The 13,307-nt window shown below is 39.7% G+C and carries 12 protein-coding genes and 1 tRNA gene; 8 read left to right on the top strand and 5 right to left on the bottom strand.

Translation table 11 applies throughout. The annotated features are described in order from the left end of the window. Nucleotides 1-85: 85 nt before the first annotated feature. Nucleotides 86-1,408, bottom strand: a complete 1,323-nt coding sequence (locus tag Q4600_RS07020) for an anaerobic C4-dicarboxylate transporter (protein WP_248956264.1) — start codon at nt 1,406-1,408, stop codon at nt 86-88. Nucleotides 1,409-2,055: 647 nt separating this feature from the next. Between Q4600_RS07020 and Q4600_RS07015 the strand changes: the two genes are divergently transcribed. Continuing rightward, a complete protein-coding gene (locus tag Q4600_RS07015; protein ID WP_303514722.1) occupies nt 2,056-2,616 on the top strand; it encodes an outer membrane beta-barrel protein in 561 nt (186 codons plus the stop codon). A 142-nt stretch (nt 2,617-2,758) separates the two neighbouring features. On the opposite strand, the gene Q4600_RS07010 is transcribed toward Q4600_RS07015, so the two are convergent. Further along, nucleotides 2,759-3,691 (bottom strand): LysR family transcriptional regulator, encoded by a 933-nt coding sequence (locus Q4600_RS07010; protein WP_303514725.1) that lies wholly within the window; start codon nt 3,689-3,691, stop codon nt 2,759-2,761. Nucleotides 3,692-3,874: 183 nt separating this feature from the next. Here Q4600_RS07010 and Q4600_RS07005 point away from each other — a divergent pair, with 183 nt between their 5' ends. The 5 genes from Q4600_RS07005 to Q4600_RS06985 all read left to right on the top strand — a co-directional run bounded on the left by Q4600_RS07005 (nt 3,875) and on the right by Q4600_RS06985 (nt 9,191). Next, complete coding sequence (locus tag Q4600_RS07005) at nt 3,875-5,845, top strand: alkyl sulfatase dimerization domain-containing protein (protein WP_303514729.1); 1,971 nt, start codon at nt 3,875-3,877, stop codon at nt 5,843-5,845. 48 nt (nt 5,846-5,893) lie between these two features. After that, nucleotides 5,894-6,373 (top strand): hypothetical protein, encoded by a 480-nt coding sequence (locus Q4600_RS07000; protein ID WP_303514733.1) that lies wholly within the window; start codon nt 5,894-5,896, stop codon nt 6,371-6,373. 45 nt (nt 6,374-6,418) lie between these two features. Further along, entirely contained in the window at nt 6,419-6,925 is a 507-nt protein-coding gene (locus tag Q4600_RS06995) for a magnesium transporter (RefSeq protein WP_248956269.1), read from the top strand. A 4-nt stretch (nt 6,926-6,929) separates the two neighbouring features. After that, on the top strand, nt 6,930-7,919 hold the full coding sequence (locus Q4600_RS06990) for an efflux RND transporter periplasmic adaptor subunit (RefSeq protein ID WP_303514737.1): 990 nt from the start codon (nt 6,930-6,932) through the stop codon (nt 7,917-7,919). Between the two features lie 75 nt (nt 7,920-7,994). Next, on the top strand, nt 7,995-9,191 hold the full coding sequence (locus Q4600_RS06985; RefSeq protein ID WP_303514740.1) for an OmpP1/FadL family transporter: 1,197 nt from the start codon (nt 7,995-7,997) through the stop codon (nt 9,189-9,191). Between the two features lie 351 nt (nt 9,192-9,542). Here Q4600_RS06985 and Q4600_RS06980 read toward each other — a convergent pair. Further along, nucleotides 9,543-9,627: transfer RNA gene (locus tag Q4600_RS06980), tRNA-Leu, on the bottom strand. Nucleotides 9,628-9,989: 362 nt separating this feature from the next. Between Q4600_RS06980 and Q4600_RS06975 the strand changes: the two genes are divergently transcribed. Further along, nucleotides 9,990-10,121 (top strand): DUF3149 domain-containing protein, encoded by a 132-nt coding sequence (locus tag Q4600_RS06975; protein WP_065109785.1) that lies wholly within the window; start codon nt 9,990-9,992, stop codon nt 10,119-10,121. 124 nt (nt 10,122-10,245) lie between these two features. Here Q4600_RS06975 and Q4600_RS06970 read toward each other — a convergent pair whose 3' ends face one another. Next, nucleotides 10,246-10,857 carry a superinfection exclusion B family protein gene (locus tag Q4600_RS06970; protein ID WP_102526602.1) on the bottom strand — a complete coding sequence of 204 codons (612 nt, stop codon included), beginning with the start codon at nt 10,855-10,857 and terminating at the stop codon, nt 10,246-10,248. Between the two features lie 94 nt (nt 10,858-10,951). Further along, complete coding sequence (tcdA, locus tag Q4600_RS06965) at nt 10,952-11,746, bottom strand: tRNA cyclic N6-threonylcarbamoyladenosine(37) synthase TcdA (RefSeq protein ID WP_102526665.1); 795 nt, start codon at nt 11,744-11,746, stop codon at nt 10,952-10,954. Between the two features lie 445 nt (nt 11,747-12,191). Here tcdA and Q4600_RS06960 point away from each other — a divergent pair, with 445 nt between their 5' ends. Beyond that, complete coding sequence (locus Q4600_RS06960; RefSeq protein ID WP_102526666.1) at nt 12,192-13,250, top strand: porin; 1,059 nt, start codon at nt 12,192-12,194, stop codon at nt 13,248-13,250. Nucleotides 13,251-13,307 lie beyond the last annotated feature (57 nt).

The raw sequence follows: 13,307 nt of genomic DNA, 5'->3' as shown, positions 1-13,307 counted from the left end.
AACGTAAAAGCCCAGCAATTGCTGGGCTTTTTTATACCTGAAACATCAAAGATTATTCAGACAATTTCTCTACTCATATCATCAATTAGTGGTTAATCACCAATGTCGAAATAAAGTAACCTAATACCGTTGCTGTCGTGACTCCGATAAAACCTGGGATAAGGAAGCTATGGTTAAGAACATATTTGCCAATATTCGTTGTGCCAGATCTATCAAAGCTGATTGCGGCTAAATCACTTGGGTAGAATGGGAAGAAGAAGTAGGCATAACACGCTGGAATCACACCAATAAGCACAGGTGCAGGGATACCTAACGCAAACCCTAGTGGGAACATAATAGTGAGTACTGCAGCTTGGCTTTTAAGGAAGATTGATGCCATAAACATCGCAATAGCAAATGACCAAGGGTAGGCACTGACTAAATCACTGAGCGAACTCACTAAGTAGGCCTTATGATGGCCAATAATAGTGTCACTTAACCATGCAATACCAAAAATGATCACCACTGCAGTCATTCCTGCAGTAAAGACATTACTATTAACAATCTTTTGCGGTGACACCTTAGTTGCCAATAATATAATCGCACCAACAGATAACATCATAAACTGAATTGCTACCGACATTTTCACGCCTTCTGGCAACACTTCCTTGCTGAACATCGCAATCATGATGACTGATAAGATACCCGCTAAGAATAAAAACAGACCCCGTTTAGCAACCGAATCGGTATGCGCTTGATCGCTAGACTCTACATCAGGATCAATTAGGTTACTGCGAAACTCTTCATCTTTAAGGCGTTGTTGAAACGCTTCATCTTTATCTAAATCTTTACCTCGATTCAAACTCCATGCACAACCTGCAAGCACACCGATTAAGGTAGCAGGGATAGTGACTGACAATACATTGATCAAGCTAATATCGAGGCTATTATCCATTGCAGTCGCCATTACCACTGCGGCAGCAGCAGCAATTGGACTTGCTGTAATCCCCATTTGCGAAGCAACCGTAGACATTGCCAATGGGCGCTCAGGACGAATACCTTTTTTATAAGCAACATCATAAATCACTGGTAAAAGTGGATACACCGAGTGACCGGTTCCTACTAACACTGTTAATGAATAAGTACACAAAGGACCGAGGAAAGTAATTTGATTGGGGTGTTTTCTTAATAGCTTTTCAGCATATTTAACCAGTAGTTTAAGACCGCCAGTGGCTTCAAGTGTTGCTGAAGCCGCCACAACAGCAAGGATAATCAGCATAACACTGACTGGAGGTGAGCCTGGAGCAACCCCAAACACAAACGCTAAAACAGAAACGCCTAATCCACCTAATAAACCGAACGCGACGCCACCATGGCGAATACCAACAAATATTACCGCCAACAACAACAGCATATGAACATAAAACATTAGCTAATCTCCTTAGCAAACATTAAGTAATTGCAGCGACTCCTACTGCATTAAATTCATTTTCTATGTCATAAACAAATTGGTTATCTATGCGTTGTAGGAATCGCATATTATCATTAGCATAAACAAAGAAAATACAGTTGAAGGCTGACAGAGTGGTTATTATTTTCACAGCCTTCATCTTGTTTATACATCAAATGCAGTCCATCAAATATCAGCTAAAAACCATACAGTGACCTTGCGCAAGGATTTCAATAACAGCTTGTAAAATTTGTGATCTGCTTACACCTATACCGAGCAAAGGCTCTAATTTTTTAATTTAAAAATCACAGAAAACCAAGTAAACATATCAAAAAAGACAACATATTAAATTAGTAATTAATGATATTGAAATAAGGTTTAAATTACTGTTAAAGCTAGAATTGAATAACAATAGCTATATATGAGGAATTAAATTTATTTAGGGTAATCACTACAAACTTATCTATTTATAATAATGAACCCACTAACTAATAAAAATAATATTATTAATTAAATCACCAACAAGTCATTTATTTTTACTCTTAAACTCATTCAGTTCTGATACAGCTTAGTCAGACTATGATTGCTCCAACAAAACGAGATAACTATTTTTACTTGGAGTGATTATGAAAACTAAACAACTTATTTTAGCGGGTGTAGTAACGTCAATGATGTCTGTCCCAGCAATGGCATCTGATTGGTTTGTTGGTGGCGCGGCTGGATACCAAAAAAATACTTACAAGCTAGACTCTTCTGTCGACGGTGAAAAAGAGAAAGAAAGAGATATGGCCTATCAACTTCGTGTTGGTAAGTATATTAACGACAATAGCCGTGTATATGGAACATATGGCTACAACTCTGAAGACATAGGTAAACAGCAGACTTTCTTATTATCTTATGATTACCTAGTCCCACTCGGACAAAGTAATGTTAACTGGTTTGTGGGTGCAACAGCCGGTATGACTCATACCAGTATCAAGGAAGCAGATTTAAGCTCTGGTGACAATTTTGTGTGGGGTGGTCAAACAGGCTTTATGTACAACATCAACGACAACTGGTCGACTGAAATTGGTTACCAATACCTGAAACAAGACTACGAGAAAGATGTTGCCAATGGCGCTAATACCGGTACATTCTCATTAAATGATACCCAACAAGTTTATTTAGCCATTGATTATAAATTTTAATCTTTAGCGGAATGCCTCAATAAAGAACATTCCATCTAATCAAAAGAATAAAAAGCTCAGTTTTGCTACTGAGCTTTTTTGTATGTCTAAATAAAGAACCAAAGCATACTTTCATTTCGCAAATTAACACTCACCTATAAACTTACTCAGGAAAGTTCTCTTGAAGATAATTATGAATCTTACTAGAGATCGTGACCAATTCATCTCGAAGCCAGCTGTGAGCAGGATCTTGATTGAGCTTTTTCAACCAAATAAGATAATTTGATACTTTTTTATATTCAAAAGGAGGGCGAAATAACTGCAACTTTAGCTGTTCCTTAAACTGTAAAGCTAAAGAAAGTGGCACCACACTAATATAATCTGACTGACTAACAACCAATAAGTTACTGAAAAGTGAGCGTCCATGATAAGCCACTTTACGCTTGGACAAATTAAGGTTGGTATAGTGACTTAAGCTATAGAGATGGTTACGAGTTCTCTCTAAAATAGCATGCGATTCCTGCATGTATTGCAGCTCTGAAATACACCCTTGAATTCTAGGATGTTCCTCGCTACATATCACCACGAACTCATTATCAAATAGTTTCAAGCTTTCAACATTAGGGTGTTCGAACGGCAAAATATCAATCATCAAATCAAATTTTTGCTGTAACAACACCTCATAAAAATTATCGTCTTTATCCATTTGGTCAAAGACTTCCAGTGATATACCTTTATTTTCAATTAATGAAAACTGCTTTAATAGCACCCCTTGCATATGTTCAGGAGCTGTTAGCACAAAACGGCGACTAGAACGCAATGGGTCAAAGTTTCCAAACGAAGTAAAAACACCATTAAGTTGATTTATCGGAGCTTGAATTTGTTGATACAAACTAAGTGAGTAACTTGTTGGCACCACCCCACGGCCTTTTCTGATGAACAGATCTTGCCCAATCTCCTCCTTCAACCTTCCAAGCATGGTGCTCACTGTAGACTGATTAGTATTCAGGTTTTCTGCTGCTTTACTTAAACTGCCATCTTCCATGACCTGTGAAAACACAGCGAGCAGGTTAAAGTTAGGAATATCATTTTTCATTTGCTGTCCTGAATATCCGTGGGGGTCTTAATATTTCGCAATAGCAATATTTCACAATAGCAATATATCGTAATTACGATATTACGAAATCGTAATAGCCTATATATCAAAGATTACTATCGAATTAACATGACGTCATTAAATAAAAGAAATTCATATTAGTTCAATAATCTGAGGTATCACATGACATCTTCACTGAAAAAACTGTTAATTTCTGTCGCGATCAGTTCTGCATTACTCCCTGCATCTGTCGCGTTTGCAACTCCAACTACTGAAGCCGAATCGGCAACTGGCCAGTCTCTGCAAACAAGTTCAGCCGCACATTATCAAAACATTGATTTTAATAAGCGCTATAACGATGGTGTGTTGTTTGAACATGAATCTAATTTGTTTTGGGGTAAAGGCGAGCGCATTAAAGTGCTTTCTAAAACAGGTGAGACATTAGCTTATGTTGAAGACTCTCCTCTAGTACATGATGCGCTAACAAAGCATAGTCGTAAAATGGATCAAGCCATCATTCAAGTCGATGATAACGTATTTCTTGGATACGGTTATGGTCTTGATACACCTGTGATGATTGAAGGTGATGACGGCATTATCATTGTCGATCCAGGTGAGTCAGTACAAATGGCTGCCTCTGTGAGAGATGCTTTTAGAGAAATCACCGACAAACCTGTTAAAGCCATTATCTACTCTCATAACCACATTGACCACATTTCTGGTGTTCGTGCTTGGGTAACCGATGAAGAAGTCGCATCAGGCGAAGTGAAAATTATTGCTCAAGAAGGACTAACTGCAGCAGTGGCTAACTGGTCTTCAAATCTAGGCACCTTATTTGGTCACCGCACATCTTACACAGGCGCAAAACATGTGGAAGAAGGTGAACACGGTACAGTGAACGACGGTTTAGGCCCTCGCTTCATGCAAGGTGACATCTCATTCATTGAGCCAAATGTCACCCTGAAAGATCGTTTAGACATCACTATCGCAGGTGTTGAACTACAAATCGTCAACGTGCCTTCAGAAACAAAAGACGAAGTTGTTGTTTACTTGCCTAATCAAAAAATTCTTCACGCAGCTGAAGTACTACAAGGTGAGAACTTCCCGAACTTACACACTATTCGTGGGACCAAGTTCCGTGATCCTGCAATGTGGTTTAAAGGCATTGATGTAATGCGTGGTTTTGATACTGAAATCATGATCAACTCTCACGGACGCCCAGTTGAAGGTAAAGAAGCTGTAGCAAACGTACTAACCTCTTACCGAGATGCAATTCAATATACCCATGACCAATCTATTCGTTACATGAATAAAGGCATGACACCAGATGAACTTGTTGAAGTAGTAAAACTGCCTAAGCATCTAGCTGAACATCCTTGGCTTGGTGAGCATTACGGCACTGTCGCTCATGCTGTTCGTCAAATTTATGTTGGTTATGTAGGTTTCTTTGAAGCTGATCCATGGCAGTTAGAGCCAATGGCATACGAGCAACGCGCAAAAGCATTTGTTGAATTAATGGGTGGTAGAGACAACATCATTAAAACAGCAAAAGCAGCAATAACTGCTGAAAACTACACCTTTGCAGCAGAGATCTTGTCGTACCCAATTACGATCAACAAGCAAGACACTGAAGCACGTGAAATGAAAGCTAAAGCTTATAAAGAATGGGCAGCAAATCAAGTGAACATCAACTGGCGTAACTGGGCATTAAATGCATCAGCTGAGTTAGAGGGTACACGTGATTTTTCTAACCTGATTAGCTTTGCCTCTGTAGATGTATTAACTGCACTACCTAGCGCACAAATTTTCGACATGATGACAGCAACATTAATTGCAGAAAAAACACTCAATGTTGCAACTGCGATGACATACAAGTTTGCTGACACCAATGAGTCAATGACTATTGAAATCCGTAACGGTATTGCACAGTTACATACTACACCATACTCAGGTGCGGATATTCAGATAGAAACCACTCGTAAAGTGTTAAACCAAATCCTGATTGCAGGTCCTAAAGCACAACAGGTGATAGGCGAAAACTTAGGCTCAGGCAAGTTCAAGTTTACTAATGGCGATATCAAAGATTTTGGATTGTTCATGAGTTACTTCGACAAACCAATGACGCCAGAAGAACTTAAATTAATTGTTCGATAACACGTCAACTAGAGGGGTTGTATAGCCCCTCCGTTTTAGGTGGTCACTATGTCTCGTCTATTACTATTACTTATATGTTGGGTGCCATTTTTCGCAAATGCATGCGGCATACACCAAGACACAGGTTTATTCCTTGTCACCGAACCAGGGTCACTCTCAGTATTTGAAAGCACCGTTAATGCAAGACAAAACGGTAGATTTAATAGCTTAAAAAGCCCTGAGCACGTCAAGGTTTACCAGTTCACTAATGTGCTATCAAACAGCAATCAAAAAGTTTCTTTCAGTTTATTTGAGCCAGTAAAAGGCCATTACAGTGAAGTCTTGATTTCTGAGCACACCAAATTACAACACCGAGAAACACAGCCCTCACCTACTGAGCTATTGCTAATCGCTGAGCTAGATGTACTTGAGGCGTTAGCCACTAAACAACTTAGTTGGTCTGATGCAAAAACGCTTGGTTTAGTCCGCATCAATGGGCAAGCCAAAGACATAGCAATGCTCGAGCGATGGTTTGTAGATTTATTTTAATCGGCTCGCGGTAATTAATGCATATTGCATTTGCTAAGGAATGTTATGAACGTAATTAAAACCATTTTATCTAAACTAGCCACCATCTTTATGGTGCTTATCAAATTCGTATCCTTTATGGCATTGATGCTTGGTGGCGCATATTTATTAGCGCCTATGGGGCTCATTAATTCTAAAGATATCGATATGAGTCTTTTTACTAATACGCCAAATGACACCATGATGATTCTGTTTAACTCAGAGTATTTCAGTGGCTACTTATTTTCAGTCACCATTGCCCTGGTCATCTTTGTTATCTATCTACTTTGGTCAATACATGAAGTGGCAGTCCATCGCACAGAAAAAATGCACAGCTCTCACGTCCAGCTAGTGTTTGCATTGTCATTATGTGGCCTGTTCATCCATAAAGCTTGGTGGGTATTAGCCATCATTATCGCTTTTGCCAACTGGTCTGAAATTGGTGAATCCATAAGCAGCGTGATTAGAAACAGTCGAAATAAAACCAACGACTTAAAAAACACCTCGAATGAAATAAACAAGGTAGAGGACTAATACTATGAAAGAAGTCATGATCCCTTACATCTTATTAATGTGGATACTCGTATCAACAGGTGCCATTAAATGGACCTTACGCAGTTGCTTTTGGATTGTCTCTGGCGGCGTATTAATTCTGGTTATATTGGGCGTACTTTCACGCCTTTGGGCGCCGGTTGATTTAACTTATTCCTCAACCGTCAAAGCACCTCATGCAGTGCTATCGCCTTTGTTCGGTGAGGAAATTGATGAAGTACATGTTCGTCATAACCAAATCGTCAAACAAGGCGAAATTATTTATACCCTTGTAGACACTAAATCTAACGCTGAAGTTGAAAAAATTAAATCCTCAATCGTTACGCAAGAAGAAAGTATCGCCCAGTTTATTAGAGATTTAGAGCGAACAAAGACATCGCCAGACATTTTTAAAAAACGAGACGTTGAGTATTACCAATCACAACTGCGTATTGCCAAGGCAACTCTCATATCGCTTCATGCCGACTTGGAGCAAACCCATTTTGAGCAAAGCCGAAAAACTGTTCGAGCTCAGTTTGATGGCCAGGTAGCGGTAGTCAATGTCGCTGACGGAAGCCGTGTAGGTAATATGCACCTTTATGATACTGGCAAAAAGTTTATTGAAATGCGCATTCCTGATCAAACGTTTCGCTACGTAGAAAAAGGACAATTTGCAGAATTTTATGTTGATGCTTATCCCGGTGAAGTATTCCGAGCTCGCGTTCACAGCTTTACGGCTGGTACAGGTGAGTCATCGATTTCACCAATTCAAGGGCCACAAAGTGTTAGACAGCATGTTGGAGCCAATACCAGTAGTCATGGACGTACAGTGATTCTTGAGATTTTTGAGCCTGAAGGCAAAATTATCCCAATTGGCGCAACGGGTTCTGCTTGGATTGCAGCAAACAAACCACACCCATTTTTCAGTTTTATCGATGTGATTGGCGCAGCAACGGTTCGTCTTCATTCATACAAGTCCTACTTAAATGCGATGTAACTTTTCAGGCTCGCCTCATAACTGAGGCGAGTACCCGTTAATTATATTAGTAAAGACGAATTAATAAGGTTATCCATGAATACTAAAATCACAGTCCCGTTACTTTTATCATTATTAGTGGCAAACAATGCATTGGCAGGGGCTTATATGTTCCCAGAGCTGGGCGGCGTGAATGTAAGTACGGCAGGCGCCGGTGCTCAAGCTTTGGCAGAAGGCGCAGAAACGGCGTTTGCAAACTCAGCTGCTATGACCAAGATTACTCAGCCCACCTTAGCTTTTAATATACAAGGCATGGTGTCAGACATTGCATATAATGATACTGGTTCTGATGGAATATTTGCTGGCGGAGAATCTTCAACTCAAGCTGGAACAGCAATGCCAGCTGGCGCAATGTATTACGTCACACCAATTAATGATAGTTGGAGTGCAGGTATTGCTCTGGTATCGGCAGGTGGATCAGTCATTGATTACGGGGCTGACTTTTCGGGCGCATTATTGTTGCAAGACGCTCAGCTCGTTACCGTACAGTTAAACCCAAGTGTCGCTTATAAAGTTAATGAGCAGTTATCTCTGGGTATTGGCCTAGTCGCTGAGTATGGCCAGCTTGAACAAAATTTTGCAGGAACTGACAAGTTTAAGACCCAAGCAACGGGTAGTGATCTAAACATTGGCTATACCTTAAGTGGACTGTACGAGTTTAACGATGATCATCGACTCGGCTTTTCATACCGTTCAGAAATAGAACATGGCATGGATGGTAACTTAACCATTGCCAACCAAGGACTTGACTCTTCAGTTGGTATCATTATGCCTGCCACTGCGTCTTTAAGTGGATATCATAATGTCACTGACAAAACGGCTTTGCTATGGAGTTTAGGCTGGACCCAGTTTAGCTCTGTTGCAACAACCGATATTGAACTGGATTCCCGTATTGTCGAGATCCAAAGGCAGTGGGATGACACAGTAACCGCATGCGTTGGGGGCTACTATCAACTTAACGATAAATGGCGACTAGAAGGTGGTATATCTTATGAATCATCACCGCAAGATGACCCAAGGATGCAATACCCAGATGTGCCAACTGGCGAGCTTTGGAAATATGCAATTGGTGCCACATATGATTTAAACCAGAACTGGCGCATGAATTTTTATTATGAATACCTTGACGTAGGAACCCCAAGTATTGAATTTCAGCTAGCAAATTCAACGCTTAGAGGAGATTACTCAGCAAATATTCACTTCTTTGGTTTGATGACAAACTATCGTTTTTAACTGTAAAGAACAGCTTATAAAATATTTTTCGATAACACTGACGGGGCATATACTGCCTGTCAGTTTTTCAACAAAGTAGCTTAACTGAACTTTAGCCAAAAACACCAAGCTAGTTTTTAGTAACTTAAGCCTCTAAACAGCCAGCTCATATTAGTCGAAAACAGCCACGCTAAAGCAAAGCAAATCAAAGCAAATAGCACACAGCAAAAAGACAACACAGCAGGCGCCAAATTATTTCTTGGCAAAAAATCGTCACACTTGGAGGTTTTTGAGGTAAATATTGGAGGTTACACATTGATTCTGGATGCCCAGAAATAAAAAAACCTACTATTTAATAGTAGGTTAGAGAGATGGTACCGGTGGGCGGACTTGAACCGCCACGCTCGAAAGCAACGGATTTTGAATCCGTCGTGTATACCAATTTCACCACACCGGCATCATATTGATGTCTCAACAGAGCTAGGCTCAATCGAGAGTCAGAATTATACCTAGGCCATTAACAATGGCAAGCTCTTTAATGCGCTATTTAGCCTATTTACTTTCAACAGCTCAAATCTCATTCAACCAGCGCTCTTTGCTGCGCTAAGCTGACTCTAAACAACAGCTCACACATCCCTTTCGAAAATTCGGTTCTAACTCGACATCATGTAAATAGTGATCGATTGCAGAGTTTTCTAATTTTTAATTCATTACATTAGCATTCTAGCAATAACCGACAAGTTAATTGATCGAGATCATAATTGTTAAAAGATGTATCTAGTATGTTATTTATGACTTCACAATAAAGGAGATAATAAAATGGCATTCTGGTTAGATTTAATGTTTGGTAATGCAATAGGTTTGCTATCTATGATTGTCATCTTCTGCACTATGGGAATTATGTCTTACATGATGTGGATGTTTATAGTGAAGTCGGCTCCAAAGAAATAGGTGTTACTTATTTTTATTTTAGTCAGTTTTTTTTGTGTTTTTTAGCAAATAATTAGGGGGCAATTAGCCCCCATTTTTCTGCCTAATAAACATGAAATCAATGGTAAGTGATCATGGTTGGTGATTAAGCAGCATGTTTTCTAGGTTGCACTAAACCATTAATGAATTGCGGTCTAGCTTTAATCAAATGCGACAATTCTTCTTTACTAGGCTCACCAGCAGGTAATCGTAATACATCACGATTCAAATACACTCTCGCTTTCATCGAAATTTTATACTCAGCTGTCGGGCCTTGTATCGCGTAATGACGTTCATTACCCACTAACTCAAGAATACTCGTCGCAACTAATCCTTTCACCGCGAGTTCGTTTTGAGGTAATGCCAAAATAGTGGCACCTTGAAGGAAGAATTCACGCAACAATGCACGCTCTGCAGGATCCAACAATTTAACTTTAGACTCAATGGTTTCTATCGCGCGCTTTTCACGTAAATAATTAATAGATTCATCAACAACAAAAGTGAATAACTGACTTAAGAAGAAAGCTGCGCCGACAATGAGACCTAGGCCAATAAAATGACCATATTCGTTCACTAGGTTATCTAACGATAAAGTCTGCAAGACATGAGAAGGGGCAAACAACAATACAGCACAAGCAACAACCCACCAGAGCATTACACTGACAAGCACACGCTTTGCGTTGGCAAATTTTAAGTTATCTAATTTAATTTTCATCATCTCGCTTCCAAAGTGTCAGATTTTTGAATCTAATACTTCAAAAGCAATTTTGATGCCAAATAGTACGCATTAATCAGCTTATTAAAACAATAACTTACTTTTCAGCTAGCCTTGCTAACACACGACTCGCAGCAATAAAGCCAAATGTGCCTGTAACCATTGTCACAGCGCCGAACCCTGATGCACAATCCATACGCATACTACCTTCTGCTGTCGCTTTAGTACTGCATACTGAACCGTCACTTTGAGGGTAAACCAGGTGTTGAGTAGAAAACACCGCATCGACAGCAAAACGTCGTTGGACATTTTTAGTAAAATTATACTCACGACGTAAAATCCCTCTCACTTTAGCAAGTAATGGATCTTGGATCGTTTTAGCTAGATCGGTAAGTTGGATTTGAGTGGGATCAGTTTGCCCACCAGCGCCGCCGACAGTGACAATTTTGAGTTTATTTCTTTTACACCAAGCAATTAACGCGGCTTTTTGTTTTACTGCATCAATACAGTCAACAACATAATCGATCGATAAAGGATCGCTTTTAGTTCCGAGGTACTCTGCTAGGTTGTCAGCAGTAACAAAATCCTCAATCTCATTGACGACACATTCAGGATTGATGTCGCGAATACGCTGTGCCATCACTTCAACTTTAGATTCGCCCACTGTTGATGTCGTCGCATGGGATTGGCGATTAATATTAGTGACACAGATATCATCCAAATCAATCAAGGTAATCTGCCCAATTCCGCTTCGGGCTAATGACTCAGCAACCCAGGTCCCTACCCCACCAATACCAATGATAACAACATGAGCATTTGCAAAGTTTTGCAGTGCATTTTGACCATATAAACGGCCTATACCACCAAAACGATTTAAATAAGATTCTGACAACATGTAACGCTCTTGAGTACTCACTAATAAAGGGGCGATATTTTATCCGAAACTGATACAAACCGATATAACTGAACAGTGAAAAATGAGAGTCGATGTCTTTATTATTACTTTCGTTGAATTCAATAACCATACGACACAGTTGTTACCTACAGACGCCAATTAAGTAAACTTAATTGATTTACCGTTAAACAAGCTAAAAAACATGTTACCCATAACCGTAAACCTTGTAAATCAATATGATACATATCGAATAAAACCAGCCTTTAGTGACAATAATCACACTTTTTAGTGAAGCTTTTATGTCAGTATCTGCCGCAGATAAAGGATCCTAAATAATAGCGCTTACCGCTAAATTATTAGCGAGTCGCTATTGTTATCAATGTTGCGCACAACTGATGAGTGCGTAACAAAATCAAGCCCTTACCAAAGGAAGATTAAGATGATGAAAAAAAACCTGATCACTGCTGCTATTGTATCTTGCACAGCAATGACCTCTTTCACTGCGTTAGCTGATGGCCCAAATTTTTATGGTCGCGCAGATCTTGCATTAACAAATTCTGATTTAGGTGTTGCGACACAAAATCAAAAAGACGGCACAGTTATCGAGAATAACTTTTCTTGGTTAGGTGTTAAAGGCAGTGAAAAAATCAATGAAAACTTCGAAATTCTTTACCAAATGGAATTCGGTGTAAGTAACTTTGATAACTCAGGCGATACTTTCGCAGCTCGTAACACTTTTATTGGTCTTAAAACCAATGCAGGTACGGCTTTAGTGGGTCGTAACGACACTGTGTTCAAAGCTTCTGAAGGTGGCTTCGATTTATTTGGTAACAGTAACTCTGATATCGATTTATTAGCAGCAGGTCAAACGCGTTCAGGAGACGGTATCAGCTACTACTCTCCAAAAATTGCTGACATGGTGACGTTCAACGCAACTTACTTAATGGATGACAACTATGAGTCACAAAGTGATTCAATGTATGCATTAAGTGCAACGCTAGGTGATAAAGCACTTAAGTCACAAAACTTCTATGCCGCTGTTGCTTACCAAGATGGTATTACAGATGTCGAAGCGTACCGTGGTGTGGTTCAAGCTAAATTCGGTAACTTCATTGTTGGTGGCTTATACCAAAACACTGAAAGCTTAAAAAGCGAGTTAGCTCACCTAGAAGGTGACTCTTACTTCATCAATGCTGCATATGTAATGGGCAACCTAAAGCTTAAAGCAATGTACGGCTACGATGATTCAGGTCTTGGTAAAATCGTTGACCGCCGCACCGGTCAATTAGAAAGCCAAAGTGATGTCAACGTGTTAGATGCACGCAAAGACGTATCTGACGTTGAAATCCAGCAGTTCAGCATCGGTGCTGATTACCGTTTAAGTGCTAATACATTAGTATACGGACACTACACTAAGTACGATGGCGACATGAAGCTAAATGGTGTTGTTGAAGACTTAAGTGATGATATTTTCACAGTTGGTGTTCGTTTAGACTTCTAAACTGTCCTTAAGCTGTTGAAAAATATTACAACGAATTGTTAAGCAATTGCTAAAGCG

It is taken from the genome of Shewanella sp. 2_MG-2023 (genome assembly GCF_030548905.1).
Classification (GTDB): Bacteria; Pseudomonadota; Gammaproteobacteria; order Enterobacterales; family Shewanellaceae; genus Shewanella; species Shewanella electrodiphila.
This window is presented reverse-complemented; position numbering and strand designations above follow the sequence as displayed.